Origin of the sequence: Cycloclasticus sp. (assembly GCF_019090545.1) — a bacterium.
Classification (GTDB): domain Bacteria; phylum Pseudomonadota; class Gammaproteobacteria; order Methylococcales; family Cycloclasticaceae; genus Cycloclasticus; species Cycloclasticus pugetii.
On record NZ_JAHRVT010000025.1, the window covers coordinates 183,080 to 207,571 of the forward strand.

General features: G+C 41.4%; 26 protein-coding genes. 22 read left to right on the forward strand and 4 right to left on the reverse strand.

Annotation, left to right across the window (positions count from 1 at the left end):
* Window positions 1-84: 84 nt before the first annotated feature.
* A complete protein-coding gene (locus tag KUG63_RS05520; protein ID WP_020932977.1) occupies window positions 85-996 on the forward strand; it encodes a fatty acid desaturase in 912 nt (303 codons plus the stop codon).
* 69 nt (window positions 997-1,065) lie between these two features.
* On the opposite strand, the gene KUG63_RS05525 is transcribed toward KUG63_RS05520, so the two are convergent.
* Window positions 1,066-2,127, reverse strand: coding sequence for an alcohol dehydrogenase catalytic domain-containing protein (locus tag KUG63_RS05525; RefSeq protein ID WP_287554367.1), 1,062 nt, complete (start codon window positions 2,125-2,127; stop codon window positions 1,066-1,068).
* Between the two features lie 411 nt (window positions 2,128-2,538).
* Between KUG63_RS05525 and KUG63_RS05530 the strand changes: the two genes are divergently transcribed.
* The 21 genes from KUG63_RS05530 (at window position 2,539) to fabB (ending at window position 21,042) form a co-directional block, all read left to right on the forward strand.
* On the forward strand, window positions 2,539-2,865 hold the full coding sequence (locus tag KUG63_RS05530; RefSeq protein WP_287554394.1) for a DUF1329 domain-containing protein: 327 nt from the start codon (window positions 2,539-2,541) through the stop codon (window positions 2,863-2,865).
* Window positions 2,866-2,870: 5 nt separating this feature from the next.
* Window positions 2,871-3,200, forward strand: a complete 330-nt coding sequence (locus tag KUG63_RS05535) for a DUF1329 domain-containing protein (RefSeq protein WP_287554369.1) — start codon at window positions 2,871-2,873, stop codon at window positions 3,198-3,200.
* Between the two features lie 280 nt (window positions 3,201-3,480).
* A complete protein-coding gene (locus KUG63_RS05540) occupies window positions 3,481-4,842 on the forward strand; it encodes an aromatic ring-hydroxylating oxygenase subunit alpha (protein ID WP_287554371.1) in 1,362 nt (453 codons plus the stop codon).
* Between the two features lies 1 nt (window position 4,843).
* On the forward strand, window positions 4,844-5,335 hold the full coding sequence (locus KUG63_RS05545) for an aromatic-ring-hydroxylating dioxygenase subunit beta (protein ID WP_287554372.1): 492 nt from the start codon (window positions 4,844-4,846) through the stop codon (window positions 5,333-5,335).
* 412 nt (window positions 5,336-5,747) lie between these two features.
* Entirely contained in the window at window positions 5,748-6,467 is a 720-nt protein-coding gene (locus tag KUG63_RS05550) for an FAD-binding oxidoreductase (protein WP_287554374.1), read from the forward strand.
* A gap of 18 nt (window positions 6,468-6,485) precedes the next feature.
* Window positions 6,486-6,845: a 2Fe-2S iron-sulfur cluster-binding protein gene (locus tag KUG63_RS05555; protein WP_020932966.1), complete on the forward strand. Its 360-nt coding sequence runs from the start codon at window positions 6,486-6,488 to the stop codon at window positions 6,843-6,845.
* 146 nt (window positions 6,846-6,991) lie between these two features.
* Entirely contained in the window at window positions 6,992-7,936 is a 945-nt protein-coding gene (locus KUG63_RS05560) for a catechol 2,3-dioxygenase (RefSeq protein ID WP_287554376.1), read from the forward strand.
* A 340-nt stretch (window positions 7,937-8,276) separates the two neighbouring features.
* Entirely contained in the window at window positions 8,277-9,197 is a 921-nt protein-coding gene (locus tag KUG63_RS05565; RefSeq protein WP_016389828.1) for a catechol 2,3-dioxygenase, read from the forward strand.
* Between the two features lie 4 nt (window positions 9,198-9,201).
* Window positions 9,202-9,633: a GlcG/HbpS family heme-binding protein gene (locus KUG63_RS05570; protein ID WP_015005316.1), complete on the forward strand. Its 432-nt coding sequence runs from the start codon at window positions 9,202-9,204 to the stop codon at window positions 9,631-9,633.
* A gap of 34 nt (window positions 9,634-9,667) precedes the next feature.
* Window positions 9,668-11,119 carry a 2-hydroxymuconic semialdehyde dehydrogenase gene (locus tag KUG63_RS05575; protein ID WP_016389827.1) on the forward strand — a complete coding sequence of 484 codons (1,452 nt, stop codon included), beginning with the start codon at window positions 9,668-9,670 and terminating at the stop codon, window positions 11,117-11,119.
* Window positions 11,120-11,128: 9 nt separating this feature from the next.
* Complete coding sequence (dmpE, locus tag KUG63_RS05580) at window positions 11,129-11,914, forward strand: 2-oxopent-4-enoate hydratase (protein ID WP_015005318.1); 786 nt, start codon at window positions 11,129-11,131, stop codon at window positions 11,912-11,914.
* Window positions 11,915-11,939: 25 nt separating this feature from the next.
* Complete coding sequence (locus KUG63_RS05585; RefSeq protein WP_016389826.1) at window positions 11,940-12,845, forward strand: acetaldehyde dehydrogenase (acetylating); 906 nt, start codon at window positions 11,940-11,942, stop codon at window positions 12,843-12,845.
* Between the two features lie 10 nt (window positions 12,846-12,855).
* Window positions 12,856-13,878 carry a 4-hydroxy-2-oxovalerate aldolase gene (dmpG, locus tag KUG63_RS05590; RefSeq protein ID WP_016389825.1) on the forward strand — a complete coding sequence of 341 codons (1,023 nt, stop codon included), beginning with the start codon at window positions 12,856-12,858 and terminating at the stop codon, window positions 13,876-13,878.
* An 11-nt stretch (window positions 13,879-13,889) separates the two neighbouring features.
* On the forward strand, window positions 13,890-14,681 hold the full coding sequence (dmpH, locus tag KUG63_RS05595; RefSeq protein ID WP_015005321.1) for a 2-oxo-3-hexenedioate decarboxylase: 792 nt from the start codon (window positions 13,890-13,892) through the stop codon (window positions 14,679-14,681).
* 13 nt (window positions 14,682-14,694) lie between these two features.
* A complete protein-coding gene (locus tag KUG63_RS05600; RefSeq protein WP_015005322.1) occupies window positions 14,695-14,886 on the forward strand; it encodes a 2-hydroxymuconate tautomerase in 192 nt (63 codons plus the stop codon).
* A gap of 158 nt (window positions 14,887-15,044) precedes the next feature.
* Window positions 15,045-16,076 carry an LLM class flavin-dependent oxidoreductase gene (locus tag KUG63_RS05605; protein ID WP_016389824.1) on the forward strand — a complete coding sequence of 344 codons (1,032 nt, stop codon included), beginning with the start codon at window positions 15,045-15,047 and terminating at the stop codon, window positions 16,074-16,076.
* Between the two features lie 9 nt (window positions 16,077-16,085).
* The gene (locus tag KUG63_RS05610; protein WP_277642385.1) at window positions 16,086-16,916 is read left to right on the forward strand and encodes an alpha/beta fold hydrolase; all 831 of its coding nucleotides are present in this window, start codon (window positions 16,086-16,088) and stop codon (window positions 16,914-16,916) included.
* A gap of 19 nt (window positions 16,917-16,935) precedes the next feature.
* Window positions 16,936-17,895, forward strand: coding sequence for a ketopantoate reductase family protein (locus tag KUG63_RS05615; protein WP_287554380.1), 960 nt, complete (start codon window positions 16,936-16,938; stop codon window positions 17,893-17,895).
* Window positions 17,896-17,901: 6 nt separating this feature from the next.
* Entirely contained in the window at window positions 17,902-19,203 is a 1,302-nt protein-coding gene (locus KUG63_RS05620; protein ID WP_015005327.1) for a hypothetical protein, read from the forward strand.
* Window positions 19,204-19,296: 93 nt separating this feature from the next.
* Window positions 19,297-19,812 (forward strand): 3-hydroxyacyl-[acyl-carrier-protein] dehydratase FabA, encoded by a 516-nt coding sequence (fabA, locus tag KUG63_RS05625; protein ID WP_026362564.1) that lies wholly within the window; start codon window positions 19,297-19,299, stop codon window positions 19,810-19,812.
* A gap of 12 nt (window positions 19,813-19,824) precedes the next feature.
* Window positions 19,825-21,042: a beta-ketoacyl-ACP synthase I gene (fabB, locus tag KUG63_RS05630; protein ID WP_015005329.1), complete on the forward strand. Its 1,218-nt coding sequence runs from the start codon at window positions 19,825-19,827 to the stop codon at window positions 21,040-21,042.
* Window positions 21,043-21,107: 65 nt separating this feature from the next.
* Here fabB and KUG63_RS05635 read toward each other — a convergent pair whose 3' ends face one another.
* The 3 genes from KUG63_RS05635 to KUG63_RS05645 form a co-directional block, all read right to left on the reverse strand.
* Entirely contained in the window at window positions 21,108-21,710 is a 603-nt protein-coding gene (locus KUG63_RS05635) for an FKBP-type peptidyl-prolyl cis-trans isomerase (RefSeq protein ID WP_015005330.1), read from the reverse strand.
* Between the two features lie 118 nt (window positions 21,711-21,828).
* Window positions 21,829-22,068, reverse strand: coding sequence for a hypothetical protein (locus KUG63_RS05640; protein WP_015005331.1), 240 nt, complete (start codon window positions 22,066-22,068; stop codon window positions 21,829-21,831).
* A gap of 96 nt (window positions 22,069-22,164) precedes the next feature.
* Complete coding sequence (locus tag KUG63_RS05645) at window positions 22,165-24,432, reverse strand: NADP-dependent malic enzyme (protein WP_277642382.1); 2,268 nt, start codon at window positions 24,430-24,432, stop codon at window positions 22,165-22,167.
* Window positions 24,433-24,492: the final 60 nt, after the last annotated feature.

The following is a 24,492-nucleotide window of genomic DNA, read 5'->3' on the forward strand; positions in this document are numbered from 1 at the left end:
GTCAAATAAAGACACTTATAAAGTTTTGTAACTTTTGTTAGTATGATCAGTCTAAGAAGTATAAGTTAATTTGAAGGAGACATTATGAGTACACAAGACACATCTGCAAGTGATGCATATTTTGAATCACTTAGAAAAGCACCCACACTAGCAATTCCTACTGTATTGTTATTTATAGGCATTATGGCTGGCTTGGGACTAGTTTGGTACTACGCGTTAGAGGGATCTCTACCCATGTGGCAAGGAGCCATTATCAACGGTCTTTTAACGTATGGCTTATTTAGTGTGATTCATGATGCATCACATCACTCCCTATCGAGTATTAAACCTGTCAATGAAACAATAGGTGCGATTGGGTTATTTTTCTTATTTCCATATGCACCCATGGTGGCCTTAAGATGGGTGCACAATCAACATCATATCTATACCAATGGGCCAAAAGATCCCGACCTTTTCGAGCACGAATCTCCCTGGTGGCAGGTGCCGTTTAGATGGTCATTTTTTGATGCGTGGTATATTTACTATTTCTTAAAACATGGGGGTAAAGTAATTCAACGCCATATGGTACAGTTGATTACTTATTATTCATCATTGGCGCTACTATTTGTTGCTGCGTTGTATTTTGGATTTGGTTACGAGTTGTTTATGTTGTGGTTTATCCCTTCGCGTATTACCTTGCTATTGATCGCGATTGTATTTGTTATATTGCCTCATTACCCTGCAACGGTTAGTCAAACAGAAGACAAATACATGGCGACAACCATGCGTATGGGGTGGGAATGGTTGTTGACACCCTTATTGGTTTATCAAAACTATCATTTAATCCATCATTTGTGGCCAGAAATACCATTTTATAAAATGCATAAAGCATGGTACATAAAATATGATGAGTTAAATACACAAAACTTAAGTAAGCAAACAGCATTTGGTTTAGTGCCTGAAAATATTGAATCTCATAAAAACTTTGATCATTCAAAGTATGAGCCTCAAGTGTAGAGTTAGACGTTAATTATAAAAAAGCCCCTTTTGAAGGGGCTTTTTTTATGTGTGTTTAAGTGTGCTTAGTTAAGGTTTAATAAGCATTTTAAGTGCATGGTCTGATTTTTCATAAAACGTGCTGAACGCCTGATCGATATGGTCGAGTGTATAGGTGTGAGAAAAATATTCAGATGGGTTAATGACACCTCGTTCCATTAAACGTATGCCTTCCCACATGTAAGGTTGCACATTAGCAAAACCATTCATGTGCAGGCTTATATCTCGTAAAAACACATCAGCCAATACTAAATTAAACTCTTGATCGCAGAAAACTCCAATAGCCGCAATGGTCCCGCCTGGTCGAATGATATCCAGGCACATTTGAAGTGTTTCCGGGTAACCGACTACCTCAATAACCTTATCAAACCCCCGGCTATTTGTTAGAGATAGAGCTTCATCTTTCCAGCCTTGTTTTGTTGAATTGATAGTTGTTGCGCCTTTTTTTGCAGCTATGGCAAGGCGATAATCGAGTTGATCAATACAAACAACTTGCCCAGCAGATTTGCCCAAGGCAATATCCATAGTTAATAGCCCCGTTGGGCCACAACCAATAATAGCAACGTTCTCCCCGGGCTGAATATCGGCCAGTTTGTTGGCAATAATGGCAGAAGGTAGGTTGCATGACAATGTGAGTGCGGAGGCATCATCAATAGCATCGGGTACTTTTATAACATGCCCTTCAGCATGCGGTAAAATAAGAGCCTCAGTATGCGTGCCGTTTAAGTCGCCAAATGGAATACCAAAACCATAAACCGCTTTTTCGGTGGTTTCACAATGCGCGGTTTGCCCTACTCCGCACATATAACATTCGCCGCAAGAGCATGAATAAGCCATAGAAATTCGGTCGCCGGCTTTAAATTTACCAACGCCTCGGCCGACTTCACGAACGTGGGCTATTAATTCATGACCTATTTGTGAGTGCCCCGGTTCCAACATGGCATCCAGAGCGCCACGGTATACATGTAAGTCAGAACCACAAATTGACGTTGCGTCAACCTCCACTAAAATTTGATGAGATTCATTAATTTCTGGTTCGGGTTTCTCGCCACAACGAATATCTTGGGGGCCGTAATAGATCGCTGTTCTCATAGGATATTCCTTTTTTTAATTAATGTTAGTAATTATTGATTAGTGATTTTAGTCATTATTTGGTTAATTATAGATTTGAATAGTTACCAAATAGTGATGGAATCAAATAGCCATATAGTTATTGGTGGTAAAAATAACCTCAATTTATATTGCTGTTCGTCGGTGATGCAATATGAACTAATGAGGCGTGCACATGCTGTACCAACTTCTGATATATGCGTTTGGTACAGTATGTGCTGGTAATAATAAAAAAAATAATTGAGGGGAGATGATGGAACTTCTTCTTGAATTATATGCACAGGGTCAATCACGAGCCGTTACCAGAGTTTGAAAAGAATCCAAGTAAGTTATTTCGTGCAGTTTACTTAAATGTTGAAGCCCCTTTCGACGTAAAAACACACACAATTATTAATTCATCGTCATAAAAATGATTTAAAACGCGATAACGCTTGGCTATACCTTGGTTTCCAACGCCGTGTCCGTCGTTTAGCAACGGGTCAAGTAACCGATTCATTCTTAGGCTCTGACCTTATGATTGAAGATTTTGAAGGCTATAAAGGTCGTATTTCTGATATGAATTGGACTTATAAAGGCACAAAAACAATGTTATTGCCAATGTATGACTCTTCAAAGCAAGAACGTACTAGCGAATTCAATGAGTCTGACGGCTACACCTATGCAACTATACAACGTGTCACGGTAAAGGCGGCTGTTTCCCTAACGTTACGTACTCTTTAAGAAAAGTGTATGTTGTTGAGTCTGATCCGGTTGATCCTAACCACCCCATTGGAAAACGAGTTCACTTTATGGATGCTCAAACCTTCACGCTACCGCGTACAGTGGTTCATGACCGCCAAGGAAAGTACTGGAAATCTTGGATGATTGGTCAGGCGCACCCTGATAGTCATTTGCCTATCAATAAAGGAACAGGTGTTTCAATTGATGATGCGTTTGGCATGATGGATGTGCAAGCCATGCATTGTACAACTGGCCAGTTTAAAGGTATTGTTGACCCGAAACTGGTTAAGAAAAAACAATTTAGTGTTCAGTATATGCGCTCATTTGGAAAATAATCATTGCTTAACGCTTGTTTGAGTAAAGGCCAGTTTAAAAGCTGGCCTTTTTATGGAGTCAGCCATAGAACTCTATAATGTTGGCGAGCAATGTAGACGTTAACGTTGAATACATGAAAATGAATAAAGGGTAATATATATAAAATTATCAAGTAAATGATGTAAGTCATGGCTGGAAAAGTTTATATTGATATAGTTCACTTACTCAAACGACAGAGTTAGTTGAGAATAAGATTAATGATGCAGCCGAGTTAACAGGCTGATAAAAGGAGAATAAAGAATGGGTAAACAAAATAAAATCGATTTTGGGAGCTATTTGATCGAGGATAAAGAGCAGGGTATTTACCGTGCTGATAGAAGGGTCTTCACTGATGAAGAAATTTTTGACATGGAAATGAAAACCATTTTTGAAAAAAACTGGGTTTATCTTTGCCATGAAAGCCAAATTAAAAACCCCAATGATTTCTTTACAACATATATGGGGCGTCAGCCCGTTATCGTTACGCGTGATAAAGACGGTGAAATCCATGGCTTTATTAATGCCTGTTCACACAGGGGTGCGCAACTGGTAAACACTGCATGTGGTAATAAGCGTAAAATGGTTTGCCCATTTCATATGTGGACGTACGACATGAAAGGGAAATTACTGGATTGTGGTGAGCATAAAAACAGTGTGGGCTATAGTGAGAGCTTCGATAAAGATAATTTAGGCCTTCAAACAATAGGTGATATTGAAAGCTACAGAGGTTTTGTTTTTGGTGTGCTGGATGACAATGCATGTAGTTTAAAAGAGTTCTTAGGCGAGGCGACGCACTCGATAGATCTACTGGTAGATCAGGCTGAGGGAGGCCTAGAGGTGTTACCGGGTATAACAACCTATACCTATAATGGAAATTGGAAATTACAGGCGGAAAATGGTGTGGATGGTTATCATTTAGAAGCTATTCATGGCAATTATGTAATGACATTAGCCAATCGTAAAAAAATCCAAGCAGAGAATGACGCAGTTAAAGCAGCAGATGTGGGCGCGATGACGACAGGATCTACTGGGGAGCTACCGGGTGGTTACTACCACTTTGGGAATGGTCATGTGATGTTATGGGGGAAATTTCCTAGTGCCCAAGATCGTCCACTTTATGTTGGTGGGCAGATGCCAGCGCTACGAGAAAAATTTGGAGAGGCGCGAGCAGAATTTATGGCGGGTTTTTTACGTAATACCTGCATCTATCCAAACGTATTCTTAATGGATCAAATGAGTACGCAGATTCGCCATTTCCGCCCTATTTCTGTTGATAAAACAGAAGTAACAACCTATTGTGTTGCACCGGTTGGGGAGTCAGATGAAGCCCGTGAGCGCCGTATTCGGCAGTATGAGGATTTCTTCAATGCAACAGGCATGGCAACACCGGATGATTTAACAGCATTCAATAACAGCCAGATAGGCTTTATGGGTGAAAAACAACGTTGGAGTGATATGTGTCGTGGGGCAATGAATACGGTTGAAGGGCCAGAAAAAGTTGCTAAAACTGTTGGAATTAACCCTGTTGAGTCAGGTACTAACCTTGAAGATGAAGGTATTATGGTTGCGCAGCATAAGCGGTGGGCCGAGATGATGGCTGAAGGCCAAGCGGAGGAAAGTTAAGATGGATTTAGTATTAAAAGAACAAGCCATAGATGTAATTATTAATGAGGCTGCCGCTCTAGACCATAAGCAGTGGGATGATTGGATTAATTTATATACAAAAGATGCTACCTATTGGATGCCATCATGGATTGATGAATATACTCAAACGAGTAACCCTAAGCGTGAAATTTCATTGATTTATTATGGTAATCGCTCAGGTCTTGAGGATAGGGTGTATAGAATCAGAACAGAATTGGCTTATTCTGCAAGCCCATTACCTAGAACGTGTCATATGAACAGCAACTTTAGAGTGTCTGAAAATGATGAAGGCGAGATTGTTGTTCATTCGTCTTGGGTGACACACAGTTATCATTCTAAAGTGAGTCGTAATGCTTTTGGTGTTCAAGAGCACCGTTTACGTAAAGTGGATGGTGAGTTGAAAATTTGCTATAGAAAAATCACGTTACACAATGATGTTGTTGATACTGTATTAGATGTTTATAGTGTTTAGTATATAAAGCAAAAAGCCCTAGCAGACTTGTCGCTAGGGCTTTTTTATTTGCCCTACAGTCGACTTTGTAAAGGTAATGTTTATAAGTTTTTTAATATAGGATCTTGAATGTTCTTTTATAGGGTTAGGATTTGCTTCAATAAATAAAGTTGTATTTTACTAATTTTGTATAATATAAAAGAGATTAGATTTTCTATTGTGCAAGGAATTCGTTTCGCAAGATAAACTGACTAAGGTTGCGGTGACGAGTATGAAGTGCACTGTTTAACTAAGGGAGACTAGTTATGGCTATATGTTTAGTGAGTTCAATAGAAAAATTAAAAAAGTGAGCAGTGCGCTCATGATATAAAAAGTATCGGGCTTGGTTGTTGTTACCATGTTATGTGCTTTAATTATTAAAAGAGAGTTTTGGATGGAAGTAACGCATAAGGGGCAAGTCGTTTATTCTGGCTTTGTCAGCAAGGGTATTATTTTACTTAGAATTGAACTGCTTGAGCCTAAGTCGCTCGAATTTAAAGCCGGTCAATATTTGGCGGTCTTATTACCAAATTTGGATAAGGCGTCATATTATTCAATTGCCTCTTCACCGAATAAAAAAGGTGAGGTGGAGCTGTTAGTGAAAGAAGATAAGTTGGGAACAGGTGCAGCTTATTTATATTCACTAAAAGCCGGTGATGTTGTTCAATTACACATGCCAATGGGTGAGGCTTATTTACGAGAAGACAGTAAGCGGAATTTGATCTTTGTGGCGGGGGCATCTGGTGCAAGCTATATTCGTTCGATGATTCATTATTTGGATGAAACCGATCAATTAGCTAATCGTGAAGTGCATTATTTTTTAGGTTGTCGTGAAGAGAGTGAATTACTAGAGTCTGATTTTATGCATGCTTTAGCAAAGAAATATGGTGGCTTCCATTATCACCCGGCTTTATCGCACCAAGAAGATTGGGAGGGGCATACGGGCTTAATTACAGAGGTGGTTGATCGACTAACGCCTAATGATTTGTCTGAGTGGCAAGCCTATAGTGCTGGTTCACCTGCAATGGTGAAAGCAGTGGCAGACGAACTGATTGCAAATAAGAATTTAAAGCCGTCAGCATTCTTTTCAGACTTATATACTCCAGAAGTTTAACGACTTGTATTAATGCTTATGACTGATGCAGTGCGTGATGAAGCTCAAAATTTTGTTATCACAATAGAAAACACAGGGGAAAGCTTTAAGTGCCAACCAGATCGACATCTTTTATCTGCAATGTCGAGAATGGGTAAAAAAGGTATCCCGTCGGGTTGTCAGGGAGGGGGTTGTGGTGTTTGTAAAATACAAATAAATTCTGGAGTGTATGACACTAAAAAAATGAGCAGGGCGCATGTATCTGCCGATGAGGAAGCATCTGGCAGTGTCTTGGCGTGTAGAGTGTTCCCCCGCAGCGACCTGAGTTTGAGCGTTATTGGTAAGTTACAAAAAAACATTGTAAAGAAAAGTACTAAAACACCCTGGTCCACATCTTAATGACCTAAAACCGCAATAAATAACCTTGTATAGAAAAGCCCTTATAGATAAGGGCTTTTCTGATTTAAATCAATGCAATATGAGGTATATCTTGCCACCATCAGGTCGGTAATTATTTGCGATTTAAATCAAGAAGAGGAGATATTATGGGTGTCATGAGAATAAGCCATATCAATATCCGTGTTTTGGATATGGAGGCGTCTGTAAAACATTACGTAAATGTAATTGGTATGAAAGTAGTACATACAGATACGGCAGGCAATGTTTATTTGAAATGTTGGGATGAGTGGGATAAATATTCCGTGATTTTGACCGAGGCTGATATAGCAGGAGTGATAAACCTGGGCTATAAAGTAGAAAGCAATGCGGATTTGGATGAGTTTAAAAGGCGCATTACTCAGTACGGTGTTGTGGTAGAGGATATTGCGGAAGGGGGGCGGCCATTTGTTGGCCGCGTATTGAAATTTAATATACCTAGTGGGCATGAAATGTATCTATATGCCGAGAAAGAATATGTTGGTACTGAGGTAGGTGCGGTTAACCCAGAACCCTGGCCGGATGGTTTGCAAGGAGCCGGCGTACATTGGCTAGATCACGCCTTGCTAATGAGTGAGTTCGACCTTGGTAACGGGGTTAATAAGGTTGAAGAAAATACGAGATTCATGATCGATGTTTTAGATTTTTATCTGGTAGAGCAAATCTTGGTTGGGCCTGAAGGCAATGAGCAATTGGCAACATGGTTATCGGTTAGTAATACACCGCATGATATTGCCTTTGTTGGTGGGCCTATTAATGGTTTACATCATCTCGCCTTCTATATGGATAGTTGGGATGATGTGTTAAAGGCCGCCGATGTTATGGGTAAGAATAAAGTGAAAATTGATGTGACGCCACAACGGCATGGGGTAACAAGAGGCTACACAATTTATTTCTTTGATCCATCAGGAAATAGAAACGAAACCTTCGGAGGCTTAGGCTACTTGGCGCAACGCGATAGACCAGTGACGACTTGGACCGAAGACCAGATCGGCAGTGGTATTTTCTACCATACGGGTGTTTTGAATGAAACCTTCACAACAGTATATACATAAGCAAAAACGATATGTGAATTGTTGATTTGTTATACATCTAAAAAAGCCACGTAAGGTACTTACGTGGCTTTTTTAGCCAATTGAATCAACGAAATGGCCTTAAACTGAGGGGCTAAAAAGTCATCATTTAAATAAAGCATAATTAATAATGATCAACTTTGAATGACAGGGGGTAAAGGATGTTGTGAGGCAATATGGTATTAGAAGCTTTCCAACAATATGGTATTATGTATGATTGGGCTTTTACAAAAAATTGTATCGCGGTAAAGTGTGTTGATCGCATTAAATAGTTATAGTGCAACGTAATTTCAAAAAATTAATAGAGATAGGAGAGCTAACCATGGCAATGACAGGTATTTTACGTCCAGGACATACCCAACTAAGAGTGTTGGATATGGAAGAATCACTAAACCATTATTGTGAAAATATTGGTCTGATAGAAACTGACCGAGATGATCAGGGTCGTGTCTATCTTAAATGTTGGGATGAGCAAGATAAGTTTTCGCTAGTATTGGAGCCTTCAGATCGCTCAGGTATGGACCACATGGCGTTTAAAGTCGCAACAGAGCAAGATTTGTGGCGTTATGAGTCTAATGTTAAAAACTTTGGTATTGAAACAAAAAGAATTCCTGCTGGCGAATTAAAGGGCTGTGGTGAACGGGTTCGCTTTGTCGCGCCTGCTGGTCATACCTTTGATTTATATGCTGAAAAAGAACAAGTGGGTAACGGTCTTCCAACCACTAACCCTGCTCCTTGGCCAAGAGGTTTGAAAGGAATGGAGCCCATTCGTTTTGATCATTGTTTATTGTATGGTAATAATTTTGAAGAAAACTTTAAATTTTTTACCGAAGCATTAGATTTCCAATTAACTGAGCAAATAGTTGATGGTGAAACTCAACTGGCAGCATTTTTAACGTGTAGCACTAAGGCGCATGATGTTGCCTTTATCCGTTCTGAAAAATCAGGTCAATTACACCATGCTTCATTTTTATTAAGTTCTTGGGAAGGCGTATTAAAAGCAGGTGATATTATTTCGATGGAAGATATTCCATTGGAAACTGGCCCAACACGACATGGTTTAACTCGAGGACAAACGATCTATTTCTTTGATCCATCGGGTAACCGTAACGAAGTATTCGCTGAAGATAGCTACGTGTATCCCGATAGCCCTGTCTTAACATGGACAGCAGATAATATTGGTCAGGCTATTTTCTATCACTCTCGTCAATTGGTTGAGAGTTTTATGGGCGTTACGTCTTAGTGTTATGTCTAGCAGTATTGTAACTAAAAATATTTCCACCGAAGCAGCTTTTACTGCGGTGCAAGCTGCAGTCGAAAAAGCAAAAGAAATTGGCATTAACATTTGTGTGTCGGTTGTGGATCGCGGGGCGTCAGAAATGGCATTTTTGCGTATGAATAAGTCGTTTCTACCCTCCATGACAATTGCTAAGGATAAAGCGTACACAGCTGCAGGCTTTGGGTTTCCTACAATGCAGTGGGGTGAAGTGCTTCAAGGTAAGACCCAGTTGCAAGCGGGCATAGCTGGGCGACCGAATGTAGTGACTTTTGGTGGCGGTTTGCCAATTTTTGAAGGTGAAGACGTTATAGGTGCGATTGGTGTCTCAGGTGGTTCAGAAGAAGAAGATATTCTTTGCGCGCAAGCTGGCGTAGATGCAATTGATTATGTCTTGGTTTAATTACATTATTATTTAGTAAAGGTTCTAAAAAAATATGAGAGAAATAAAAGGGTTTATTAATGGTGAGTTTGTTGGTTCTGGTGGTTTTGGTGAAATATATTCACCAGCAACAGGAGAACTGGTCTGCCAATATCACAAAACTAGCATAGAGCAAGTTGGCGAAGCAGTAGATGCTGCCCGCATAGCATTAAAAGGGCCTTGGGCTGGTTACTCTATCCAAGATCGTGTGGATATTTTATATAAAATTGCCGACGGTATTAATGCGCGTTTTGATGAATTTTTAGAGGCTGAGTGTTTAGATACGGGTAAGCCTTATTCCTTAGCGAGTCATATTGATATTCCCCGAGGCGCTGCTAATTTTAAAATTTTTGCAGATACGATTAAAAATGTTGGGGATGAAGCTTTTCACATGCCGACACCAGACGGTACAGGCGCGCTAAACTATACAGTTCATAAGCCTAAAGGTGTGATTGGTGTTATTGGTCCTTGGAACTTACCTTTGTTATTGATGACATGGAAAATTGCTCCCGCGTTAGCATGTGGTAATACAGTCATTGTAAAGCCTTCTGAAGAAACACAATTAACATCCACTTTATTGGGTGAGGTAATGAACGAGGCAGGGGTGCCAAAAGGCGTTTATAACGTTATTCTGGGCAAAGGTCGTGAAGTGGGTGAAGCCTTGATCACGAACCCAGGCCTAGATGCGATTACTTTCACAGGCTCAACAGCAACGGGTGAGCGTATTGCAGCTGCGGCTTCGGTAGGTGTTCGCGATTCATCGCTAGAACTCGGTGGAAAAAATGCGGGCATTGTTTTTGCTGACTGTGACATGGATAAAGCGATTGAAGGAACATTACGCTCGGCATTTGCTAACTGTGGGCAGGTTTGCCTCGGAACAGAGCGAGTATATGTTGAACGACCAATTTTTGACGAGTTTGTACAACGTTTAAAAGAAGGCGCTGAAGCGCTTAAATTAGGTCGACCTGAAGACCCCGAAACCAATATGGGGCCATTAATTAGTAAATCACACCGTGAAAAAGTATTGAGCTACTATCAAGCGGCAGTGGATGAAGGCGCAACAGTCGTAACAGGTGGTGGTATTCCTGACATGCCTGAAGACTTAGCTGGTGGTTATTGGATAGAACCAACTATCTGGACAGGGTTGCCAGAAACAGCTAAGGTTGTGCAAGAAGAAATCTTCGGCCCGTGCACACACATCACACCATTTGATACAGAAGCAGAAGCCATCGAGTTAGCAAACGATACTCCTTATGGTCTAGCTTCATCTGTTTGGACAGAAAATGTTACTCGCGCACACCGAGTTGCCGCTCAAATGGAAACGGGTATTTGCTGGGTTAATAGCTGGTTCCTAAGAGATTTACGTACACCTTTCGGTGGTGCAAAGCAATCTGGAACAGGCCGTGAAGGTGGCCATTATTCATTGGAGTTCTATTCAGAGCTGACCAATATTTGTGTAAAACTATAAGGAATAAAAATGGATCAAGATAAAATAATTCAATACGGCGATGAGCTGTATGAGGCGCTTATTACGCAACAAACAATTGCGCCGATTACCGAGCGTTCACCAGAGGTGACGATTGAAGATGCCTATAAAATTCAACATCAAATGATTCAACGTCGTCTTGACGCGGGTGAAAAAGTTGTCGGTAAAAAAGTAGGTTGTACCAGCAAAGTTGTGATGGATATGCTTGGTGTAAACCAGCCTGATTTTGGTTACCTATTGAGTGACATGGTGATGTCAGAAGGACAGGATATTCCTATCTCTGAAAAAATGATTCAACCGAAAGCAGAAGGCGAGATAGCATTCGTTCTAAAAAAAGACTTGTGTGGGCCAGGCTTAACCAATGCGGATATTTTGGCGGCGACAGAAGCAGTAATGCCTTGTTTCGAAATTGTTGACTCACGAATCACGGATTGGAAAATTAAAATTCAAGATACAGTAGCTGACAATGCATCATGTGGTTATCTTGTATTAGGTGGAACGGCTGTTGACCCACGCAAAGTAGATTTAAGCGTATGTGGTTTAACACTCGAAAAAAATGGCGAACTAATGCACACAGGTGCAGGAGCAGCAGCACTTGGTTCACCTGTTAATGCAATGACTTGGTTAGCTAATACGATGGGTGCCTTAGGCGTAACATTAAAAGCCGGTGAAGTTATTTTATCAGGCGCATTATGCATGATGGTTGATGCTAAAGCAGGCGATTCTATGCGAGTTAGTGTAGGCGGCATTGGTTCAGCATCTGTTCGCTTTGTTTAAGCGTAAAATTTTAGGAGATTAGTAAATGGCAATAAATTGCGCAATGATTGGTTCCGGTAATATCGGCACCGACCTAATGGCTAAGCTACAACGTAGTCCAAATTTAAACCCGCTGTGGATGGTAGGTATTGATCCTGACTCAGAGGGTTTATTAAAAGCTCGAGAAGCAGGCCTAAAAACCACGCATGAAGGTGTAGATGGCTTAATTCCACATATTGAAGAAGATAATATACAAATTGCATTTGATGCAACGTCTGCATATGTACACGGGGAAAATAACCGTAAATTGCAAGAAAAAGGCGTGTTAGTGATTGATTTAACGCCGGCAGCTATTGGCCCATTTTGTGTTCCACCTGTTAACTTGAAAGAGCATGTGGGTGAGCAAGAAATGAACGTTAATATGGTGACCTGTGGTGGCCAAGCAACGATACCGATGGTGGCTGCTGTGAGCCAAGTTCAGGCAGTAGAGTACGGTGAAATTGTTGCAACAGTTGCATCAAAATCAGCAGGCCCGGGCACACGGAAAAATATCGATGAATTTACAAGAACGACAGCCCGAGCCGTTGAAGAAATTGGTGGTGCTAAGAAAGGCAAAGCGATTATTATTTTAAACCCTGCAGAGCCACCTTTAATTATGAGGGATACTGTTCATTGCTTAACTGAAGAAGAACCAGATCAAAAAGCAATTACAGAATCAGTTCACGCAATGATTAAAGAAGTGCAAAAATATGTGCCAGGCTATAAGTTAAAAAATGGACCAATTTTTGATGGACATAGAGTTAGTATATTTCTAGAGGTTGAAGGGCTAGGAGATTACCTTCCAAAGTATGCCGGTAATTTGGATATTATGACGGCTGCTGGGACAAGAACAGCAGAAATGTTTGCCGAAGAGATTGAAAACGGCACACTGACATTAACCAAATTAGCTTAGGGGGTTGGTGATGAATTTAAAAGGTAAAAAAATTAAGTTACACGATAATGCGTTACGTGATGGTATGCACTCAGTCAGCCATCAGTTCTCATTAGACGATATGGTTAGGATGGCTGTTGCGTTGGATGAAGCTGGAATGCCATTAATCGAAGTAACACATGGAGATGGCTTAGGCGGCTCTTCAGTAAACTACGGGTTTGGAAAACATTCGAACCGTGAATATCTTGAAGCAGTTGTACCAAAAATGAAGAATGCCAAAATATCAGCATTGTTACTGCCTGGTTTAGGTACGGTCGATGATCTTGCGATGGCAGCTGACTGTGGTATTTCAACAATCCGTGTGGCCACACACTGTACAGAAGCTGATGTTTCTGAGCAGCACATCCAAAAAGGGCGTGAATATGGCTTAGATACGGTTGGTTTTTTGATGATGGCGCATATGACATCACCTGAGGCATTGTTAGAGCAAGCTAAAAAAATGGTTGATTACGGTGCAAATTGCATTTATGCAACCGACTCAGCGGGTTACCTGTTGCCAGATGATGTAACCGATCGAATTGCCGCATTAAGAGCGGAATTTAGCGATGATATCGAAATCGGTTTTCATGGTCATCACAACATGGCAATGGGTATTTCAAACTCACTAGCGGCAATTGAAGCAGGGGCTACTCGTATTGATGGTTCTGTTGCAGGCTTTGGAGCAGGTGCAGGTAATACACCACTAGAAGTGATGGTCGCGGTTTGTAATCGAATGGGCATTGAAACTGGTGTTGATGTCGATAAGCTTATGGACGTCGCTGAGGATATTGCGCTTCCGTTAATGCCAACACCAACTCGTATTGACAGAGACTCTTTAACGTTAGGCTATGCAGGCGTCTATTCATCATTTTTGCTTCATGCAAAAAGAGCAGAGAAAAACCATGGCGTGCCAGCACGAGAAATCTTAATGGCATTAGGTGAAATGGGTGCAGTAGGCGGTCAAGAAGACATGATCGAAGATGTTGCCTTAGAGATTAAAAAGAAATCAGCGTAAGAGGAACTATTATGGCTTTAGATAAAGCAACAATTGAACAGTTAGCGGAGCACCTAGAAAATGCTGAGCTTAACTGCACAGAAGTAACAAAAATAACAAATGATTATCCAGAAATCACCTGGGATGAAGCACTCGATGTACAGTGGGAGATTCGTCGTCGAAAAGAAGCACGAGGTAACAAGATTGTTGGTCTAAAAATGGGCTTAACATCGATGGCAAAAATGCGCCAGATGGGAGTAGAAACACCCTGTTATGGTTTTTTGGCTGATTATTTTAGTATTCCTGATGGTGGTGAAGTTAAGATCTCTGAGTTAATTCACCCAAAAGTAGAAGCAGAAGTTGCGTTTGTAACAAAAAAAGAATTAAGTGGACCAGGTTGTCACATTGGTGATGTTTTGTCAGCAACAGATTTTATTGTTCCAGCTGTGGAAATTATTGATTCACGTTATAAAGACTTTAAATTTGACCTTAAGAGTGTGATTGCTGATAACTCTTCTTCATCACGCTTTGTAACAGGGGGTCGTATGTTACCGGTTGAAGATTTGGATCTTAAAACAATCGGTGTGGTCATGGAGATCAATGGTGAAGTAGTAGAGTTAGGTGCTGGTGCAGCTATTCTAGGTCACCCTGCAGCAAGTGTTGCAATGCTGGCTAATCTGTTGGCGGAACGTGGAGAGGTTATTCCTGCTGGTACGTTTATTATGGCTGGGGCTATTACCCCTGCTATTGCAGTTAAAGCAGGTGATAATGTTTCAGTGCGCTATCAAGATCTAGGCACTGTGACAATGCGATTTGTTGATTAACGGGAGAAAGTAAATGCCAATAGCACATATTCATATGATGGAAGGTCGAACTGATGAGCAAAAAGCTGCGGTTATTGAAAAGGTAACCGATGCGCTTTGTGAAGCAGTCGATGCGCCACGTCAAAACGTTCGCGTATTAATTCAAGAAGTACCTAATACACAGTTTGGAATTGGTGGTAAAACTGCAAAATCGTTAGGTCGTTAAGCGACGACACGTTTTAAGTTATCGGTTTTATTGAAAACACTTAAAAGCCCTAGCAATGAAAGTTGTTTAGGGCTTTTTTGTATTTTTTGATAACTGTCATCGACGAGAGAATACAAATCCATTTAATATAAATGCCTTTTTAAATTTCCCCTTAAATAATGAAAAACATAAAACTAAGCGTTCTTGATCAATCTCCTGTCCATGATAATCAGCCAGAATCTAGCGGATTATTTTCTACCATTGAATTGGCAAAAGCATGCGATGAGGTAGGTTATCACCGGTATTGGGTCGCAGAGCATCATGCAACCCCGGGTTATGCAAGCCCTTGTCCTGAAATGATGGTGAATAATGTCGCTCATGCTACAAAACGCATTAGAGTGGGCAGCGGTGGAGTCATGTTGCCGCATTACAGTGCGTTTAAGGTGGCTGAAACATTTAAAATGTTGGAGGCATTTCATCCGGGCCGTATTGATTTAGGAGTAGGGCGTGCGCCAGGTGGACACCCAATTTCATCGGCTGCTATTTCAGCGCCAAGGCAAACGGTTCCCTCCGAATACTACCCTAGTCAAACGCAAGATTTGATAGGGTATTTAAGTAACAATCTGCCTGAGGATCATCCTTATAGTCAAGCCGTTGTGGTACCAACCGATGTGGGCGCACCACCAGTTTGGATGTTAGGTTCGAGTGATGGCAGTGCTGAGATGGCGGGTGTGTTAGGCGCAGGTTTTGTGTTGGCGCTATTTATTGGAACACATGATAGACCCCCAGAGATCATACAACGCTATCGCAAGGCATTTAAACAAGGTGGTAGTCTAGACAAAGCAGAAGCAATTATTGCAGTCGCGTCTATTTGTGCAGACTCTAAAGAAGAGGCGGAGCTCATTGCAAGTAGCCATACATATTGGAAAGTTCAGGCCTTTCGTCATGGCAAGATTGACAGTTTTTTCTCGCCTGAAGAGGTGATGGATAAAAAGAAACAGTTATCCCTCTCTGATCAAGCGTACTACGATGAAACATTAGCAACGATGGTTACCGGAACACCTGAGCAATGTCAGTCACGTTTAGAGCAAATTGCAGAGTTATACGATGTTGAAGAATTAATGATTGTTAATGTGACTCATTCCTTTAAACCTCGCATAGCCTCCTATAAAATGTTGGCTCAACAATTCGGTTTATTAAATAACATCTAGGAGACAATCATGAGTTCCAATCCAGAAATTGCCAACAGCATTCAAACGGGTGCCTTTAAAACTAATTACCACGATGAAGGTGAAGGGTATCCAGTATTTATGATTCATGGATCTGGACCTGGTGTAACGGCTTGGGCTAATTGGCGTTTAGTTATTCCTGTATTGGCTGAGCACTATCGTGTGATTGCCCCTGATATGGCGGGTTTTGGTTTTACCGAACGTTTAGAAAACTATGAATATACAATGGATAATTGGGTTCAACATGCTGTTGACCTAATGGATGCATTGGGTATTGAGAAAGCACATTTAGTTGGTAATTCATTTGGCGGCGGCCTAGCGATAGCACTTGCAATTAAGCACCCTGAGCGAGTTAATCGTCTTGTTTTAATGGGCGCGGCCGGCGTTGAATTTGAATTAACAGCAGGCTTGGATGAGGTTTGGGGTTATGAGCCATCAGTGGCAAATATGCGTAAAATGATGGATTTATTTGCTTATGATCGAAGCTTAGTGACCGATGAGTTAGCTGAACTTCGTTATAAGGCAAGCATTCAGCCAGGGTTCCAAGAGTCATTTAGTAAAATGTTCCCTGCACCTCGTCAACGTTGGGTTGACGCGCTTGCTAGTGACCCTGAAGATATTAAGAAGATTCAACACGAAACATTGATGGTTCATGGTCGTGAAGATGTTGTGGTTCCGCCTATTACATCAAAGACCTTTTTTGAATTATTGCCAAACTCGCAACTGCATATGTTTGGAAAATGTGGACATTGGACTCAAATAGAACAAAATGCACGGTTTAACAAGTTGGTATTAGATTTCTTTACAGAAGCGGATCAATAAACTTAGGTAAGAAAATTAAGTGAACTTTGCAATTATAGGTGCTGGCGGTATAGGTTGTTACTATGCCGCCAGGCTAATTCAGGCTGGTGAGACTGTTACGTTGGTCGCTCGAGGCGCTCACCTACAGGCTATGCAAGGGCAGGGTCTAGAAGTTAAACACGCCGAGTTAGTGTTTAACCAACAGGTTAGTGCCGTTAGTCTTGATAAATGGTTTGAAACAACACGACCAGAACAGCTTGATGTTATTGTTGTGTGCTTGAAAAGTATGCAAACAGCGGGCTTTGCGCGTCAACTTGATGCTTGGTTAAAGAAGCATCCAAAAAGTGAATTGCCCTATGTTTTATCTTTGCAAAATGGTGTCGATAATGAACAGCAGCTTAGTTCAGTATTGCCAGCTGGTTTGGTTTTGGGTGGTATTGCTCGCCGGATAGGTGCGCATATTGTTAAACCAGGTGTGGTTGAGTCAATTGGCCCTGCGCAGGTCATTTTAGGTTTGTGGCCCAATCATCAAAAAATCAGTACTAAAACCGAGCAAAGAATAAACGAGATAGCTCGTTGCTTTAACTCTGCAGAAATTCCAACAGAGGTCTCTAAAGATATTAATAAAGAACTATGGCGTAAGTTAATTATTAATAATGGTCTTAACCCAGTATGTACCTTGTTAGAAAAAGAGACCGGGCAGGTAACACCTGATGTGCGTCTATTACCACTCATACGTGGTGCAATGGAAGAATCAGTGCTGGCAGCAAAAGCTAATGGGGTTGAGTTATCTCAAGAAGATCTCGAAGATATGCTTGAATTGATTTCAACGTTTGATTCTATAAAGCCTTCCATGCTGGTTGACCGCGAAAAGGGTCGCCCGTTAGAAATTGAAGAGATTTGTGGCGTTGTCATTAAAGGCTGTGAAAGGATGGGAAAAGATGCGCCATATAACCGAACTATCGCCACGTTATTACGCCTTGCTGTAGAAACTTCTTAGACTTTAATGTCTTATCTTATAAAGGCTGCAGGGCCGTTATTAATACTTAGTTTTGTGTTAACAGTTTTTAATGCTTGGGTTCCAAATAATATTGAAGGACTTCAGGGCGTGTTTACATGGCTTGCCGGCATTATTTTATTTTTTGATTTGGCGGTTAAGCAAAAAAAGATCATCCTGACCATTGCGACTTTTGCCATCATGAGCTGGTTGGTGGCATGGCAAACTGGTGAAATAGCTCATATTGATAAAGCATTTTCAGCAAATCAGTTAATGATTGTAATGCTGATTGGGGTGCAGTTTTTACAATTAGTGGCCTTGCCCGTTGATAAGAAAGCAAAGGCTTTACCGACAGGCGTCAAAGCCTTTGTTAGAACTTACCTAGGTGTTCACTTCTTTGGCTCGGTCATCAATCTATCAGCTGTATTATTGGTGGCAGATAGAATGGTAAAAGAGGCGCAGCTATCAATGAATCAACAGAAGTTGTTGACGAGAGCGTTTACATCGGGCGCCCATTGGTCGCCATTTTTTGCTGCTTTTGCAGCAGCGTTAGTTTTTACGCCCGAAGCTTCGCTGCCCATTGTGATGGTCGTTGGTTTTGGATTGGCCGTGCTTGCATTTTTGATTACATTTTTCGAAGCTAAGGCAAATAAGCAGGAGGGTATCGAAGAGTTTATTGGTTACCCAGTACGGTTTGAAGCATTGTGGCTGCCAGTTGGCTTGGTCATATTAGTAGCATTGGCTCATTATGCTTTTCCTGCGGTTAGTGTGCTTATATTAATAGCAATGTGCTCCTTGCTATTAAGCTTGGTGGTTTTGCTGTTAAGGCAGGGGTTAAGCAAAGGGGGTATGGGTTTCATTCATTATGGGGTGAACAGGCTTCCGCAAATGAAAAATGAGCTGCTTCTATTTCTTATTGCAGGTGTGTTTGGCTCAGGATTGGCGGCAGCCCTTGATGGCTTGTCGATAGCTATTCCGTTTCAGCACTTCGATGGCTTTGTGGCATCCGTTATTTTGCTATGGATGTTTGTATTAGCTATTTTGGGCGTTCATCCGGTTATCAGTATCGCTGTTATTGGGCATTGGATTATAAGTATTGAGCCAAATCAAACGTTACTGGCGATTACGTTTTTAATGGCTTGGGCGATTGGGGTGTCGGCAAGCCCAATATCTGGAATTAATCTTGCGCTACATGGGCGCTACGGTGCGTCAGGGCAGCAAATTTTCAAATGGAATATAGCGTATGCGTCAAAGTTATATTTATTTGATTGCGTTATTTTAATGGCGGCTGGTTACTTACTTGGTGTTTAAGATGCTCGCTCAATTGCTTGATAACAAGTATCATATAGCATTGTAAATCCATCATGGGCCATAACACTTTAAGGAAGCAGTATTTTGACAGAGATTAAGAAACAGAATTCATTTAATAAAGAAGAATTATTGAGCTGTGGAAGAGGGGAGCTATTTGGCCCTGGGAATGCACAGCTTCCTATGCCAAATATGTTAATGGTCGATAGAGTTATATCCATTACAGAAGATGGCGGTTCAAATGGTAAAGGGCAAATTATTGCGGAGTTAGATATTACTCCCGACCTGTGGTTTTTTGAATGCCACTTTCCGGGTGACCCCGTCATGCCTGGTTGCCTTGGCTTAGATGCAATGTGGCAATTAGTTGGCTTTTATTTAGGCTGGAAAGGTGGCTTAGGACGAGGACGAGCGTTAGGAGTGGGTGAGTTAAAATTTACGGGGCAAGTACTACCAACGGCCAAGAAAGTGACTTATAAAATTGATTTAAAACGAGTTATTATGCGTAAATTAGTGATGGGTATTGCTGATGCGGTGATGGAAGTGGACGGAAAAGTAATTTATGAAGCAAAGGATTTGCGTGTAGGGTTATTTACTTCAACTGAAAATTTCTAAAAAAGGTTAAATATGAGACGGGTTGTTATTACAGGCATGGGTATTGTTTCATCACTAGGTAGTGATGTAGATACTGTTGCAGATTCGCTTAAAACTGGGAAATCAGGTATTAGCTATAGGGAAGCGTACAAAGAAAAAGGTTTTCGAAGCCATGTCGCTGGTGTGCCAGATATAAATCTAGACGAATTAATAGACCGTAAGGCTCGACGCTTTATGGGAGACGCTGCTGCTTATGCCTATGTGTCAATGCAGCAAGCGATTGATGATGCAGGTTTGACAGAAGAGGAAGTATCAAACCCTAAAACTGGGCTTATCATGGGCTCTGGTGGAGCGTCTACAAAGAATGTTGATGAAGCTATTAACTTATTGAATACGAAAGGTATTCGTCGAGTTGGGCCTTATATGGTACCAAGAACGATGAGCAGCACAGTATCAGCAGGACTGTCTACACCCTACAAGATTAAAGGCGTTAACTATTCGATAACTTCTGCTTGCGCGACCAGTTCACATTGTATTGGTAATGCTATGGAGCTTATTCAATTAGGTAAACAAGATCGTGTTTTTGCTGGTGGCGGCGAAGAGGAGCATTGGTCATTAACAATGATGTTTGATGCGATGGGCGCCTTATCAACAAAAAGAAATGATACTCCCGACACTGCTTCACGAGCCTATGATGCAGACCGTGATGGTTTTGTAATAGCTGGTGGTGGTGGTGTAGTAGTGGTAGAAGCCCTGGATGTTGCATTGGCTAGAGGTGCGAAAATATATGCTGAATTAGTTGGTTACGGCGCTACTTCAGATGGTTACGATATGGTGGCTCCGTCGGGTGAGGGTGCAACGCGTTGTATGCAAATGGCCTTAGAGAATGTCGATACACCTGTCGATTATATTAATGCGCATGGCACCAGTACACCGGTAGGTGACATGGCTGAGCTTAAAGCAGTAAAAGCCGCTTTTGGTGATAAGGTACCACCGATCAGTTCTACGAAGTCATTATCGGGTCATTCTTTAGGGGCAGCGGGTGTGCAAGAGGCCATTTATTGTTTATTGATGATGAAGGATAACTTTATAACAGCCTCAGCAAATATTGACCAATTAGATGAGGCAGCTGAAGCGGCTAATATTGTTATGGAAACTCAGACAGGTGTTGAGTTGAATACAGTAATGTCAAACAGCTTTGGTTTTGGTGGAACAAATGCGACCCTAGTGCTAAAGCGTTACGAAGACTAACATTAAGGTTATAGAAGCAAAAAAAACCGGTCAATGACCGGTTTTTTTTGCTTTGAAACTTAGTGTTATTTAATCGCTAACAATTCCATTTCAAAAATCAGTGTTTCATTTGGTCCAATCGCACCACCTGCACCTTGTTCACCGTAAGCCAATTCAGAAGGAATAAACACTTTCCATTTTGTGCCAACTTCCATCAGTTGTAGTGCTTCTTGCCAACCCGGGATAACGCCATTTACTGGGAATGTAGCTGGCTCGCCACGCTTAATAGAGCTGTCAAACACAGTGCCATTGATAAGTGTGCCTTCATAATGCACTTCAACAGTATCTGTTGCTTGAGGTTTTTCGCCTGTGCCTTGATTGATAACAATGTATTGCAGGCCGCTTTCTAGAACTTGTACCCCTTCAGTTGCAAGGTTGTCTTTTAAGAACTGAATGCTTTTATCAGCGTTGTTGTTTTTTGCTTCGTTAGCTTTTTCCTGCATTTCTTTTTGGAATGCTTCAATAACTGCTTGCATTTCTGCAGGGTTTAAAAGGCTAGGGTCGCCATTTAAGCTGTGTGTAAGACCTAAAACGAGGGATTCGGTTTCAACATCTAGTTTATCTTGACGGATACCGCCACCAATTTGTTGGCCCATTGTGTAGCTAAGCTTTTGCTTTTCTGTTTCCAAAATACAGTCCTATTAAGTAAAGTTAAACGACCATTCTACAATAAATAGACGCAAAACTATAGCAGATGGGAATTCACCTTAATTAATGCTGAGCTTTAGTTGTGTTTTGAAGGGAGGGTTAGGCTCTAATATCTATTATGCTGCCAATAACATCGCCAGCTGTTTGTGCGACTCGGGTTGATACTTGAACTTGCTGTTGTGCTTGTTGTAACGCGAGGAGCTCTTTGGCTGTCTCTTGACTAGATTGCTCGCCGCTTAACTGCTCATTACTGGCCAGTTTCTGGCTTGCATTGCTTGCCTGATTAAGACCGTTGTTAATGCCTAAGAGGGCGTTTTGGTTGATAGAGCTAACGTTCATATCAGTATTTTAGAGTAATTTACGTAATAATTATAGTTAACAAACCAGCACCCGTAATGTGAAAGAAATCACATTACGGGTATTTTATCGCTTAAATTAGCTAACCTCACCTTGTTCTGCAGAGCATAAAGCGGTCATGTTCAGGATTCGCCTGACAGAGGCAAAAGGCTTTAGAACGTGAACGGGTTTTTCTAAGCCCAATAAAATAGGGCCAATGGTTACCCCGTCACTTAAGATGCGAACCATGTTAAATGAAATGTTGGCGGCGTCTAAATTAGGGAAGATAAATAAATTAGCTTCACCGTTAAGTTTGGAGTCGTTTATCACGCCTTTTCTTAAATTTTCAAGCAACGCAGCATCGGCTTGAATTTCGCCTTCAACTTCAAGTTGAGGATGTTTTTCATGAAGAATGCTAACAGCGTTGGACATTTTTTTTGCATCATCATCATTAGCGCTGCCAAAATTAGAATGTGATAGTAAGGCGGCTTTAGGGGTGATGCCAAATCGTTTAACATGGTTAGCAGACTGCAATGTCATGGCAACTAGCTCATCAGTAGTTGGGTTGTTGTTTACCATTGTGTCGCAAAAGAAGAAAACGCCTTTTTGTAATGAAATGGCGCTCAGTGCAGCTACATTTTTTACCCCGTCTGCTTTATCTAAAATATCGGTAATATGACCAAGGTGTCGGTGATAATTGCCAACCATGCCACAAATCATAGCGTCAGCTTTGCCAAGCTTGACAAGTAAGGAGGCTAAGACGGTTGTTTTTGTCCGCACATAATTTTGCGCTAAGGTTAATGAAACACCTTTTCGCCCTTTTGCTTTATGGTATTCGGCAACACATTCGCGAAAGTAAGGGTTGTTGTCTGGTTCAATAATTTCAACTTGATCTAGTATTGATGTTTCAAGGCCTAATCGATCAATTTGTTCAATAATGACCTTTTTACGACCTACAAGAATGGGCGAGGCTAACTGCGAGTTAACGATCTCTTGTACGGCGCGAAGTACTCTTCCATTCTCCCCTTCGGCATAAACGACACGCTTTGGTGTGAGTTTGGCTTGCTCGAAAATAGGCTTCATGACCATGCCTGAACGATAAACGTAGCGTTCAAGCGAGGCTCTGTAATGATTAAAGTCTTTAATTGGTTTGGTAGCAACACCACTTTCCATAGCGGCTTTGGCAACAGCTAATGGTATTTCAATAATAAGATTAGGATCGAAAGGACGAGGAATTAAGTATTCGGGTCCAAAAACAGGGGTCTTTCCAACATAACTATCACTGTCGTCATTTACTGCTTTTTGTGCCAACTTGGATAGTGCGCGGATACACGCGAGTTTCATTTCTTCGTTAATGGTAGTTGCGCCAACATCAAGTGCGCCCCTAAAGATATAAGGGAAACACAGCACATTATTCACTTGATTTGGATAGTCAGAGCGACCAGTTGCAATAATAGCGTCATCCCTTACTTCTTTAATCTCTTCGGGTAGTATTTCGGGTATGGGGTTAGCAAGTGCGAAGATGATAGGTGATTTGGCCATTTGTTTGACCATGTCTTTAGTCATCATGCCGGCACGTGATACGCCTAGGAAAATATCTGCTCCGACAGTGGCTTCGGCTAAGGTTCTGATGTCAGTTTTAGTCGCGTAGCGTTGTTTGCGATCATCCATTCCTTCAGTTCTGCCGTCATGGATAATCCCTTTACTGTCGCTGACGAGAATGTTTTCTCGTTTGAGGCCCATTTCAACAAGCATATCTAGGCATGCAATACCGGCCGCACCTGCTCCAGATGCAACAAGTCGAACCGTTGAAATGTCTTTATTGGCTACTTTTAAGCCGTTAAGGATAGCAGCGGCTGTGATAATGGCGGTGCCATGTTGGTCATCGTGGAAAACAGGGATGTCAATTTTTTCACGAAGCTTTTTTTCGATGAAGAAACATTCGGGTGCTTTAATATCTTCAAGGTTAATGCCGCCAAAGGTGGGTGCTAGGCTGGCCACAATATCAACAAATTTATCGGGGTCTTTTTCATTGATTTCAATGTCAAAGACATCTACGCCGCCAAACTTCTTAAACAGGACGCCTTTGCCTTCCATAACTGGTTTTGAGGCCAGTGGGCCTATATCCCCTAAGCCAAGGACGGCAGTACCATTGGTAATTACCGCCACTAGGTTGCTTCGTGCCGTATAAAGTGCGGCAGAAGAGGGGTCTTTGGCTATTTCTAAACAGGGTTCTGCCACGCCGGGGCTGTAAGCCAAAGCAAGGTCGGTTTGGTTACTCAGTGCTTTAGTCGGTGTAACTTCAATCTTTCCAGGCTTCGGATGTTGGTGATAATACAGCGCGTTCTTTATAGGCTTGTCAGACATAATTTAAGTAATAGTTTGGTTGATGTCGAAATGATAGTGTCATTATACGTTAAACTAGGC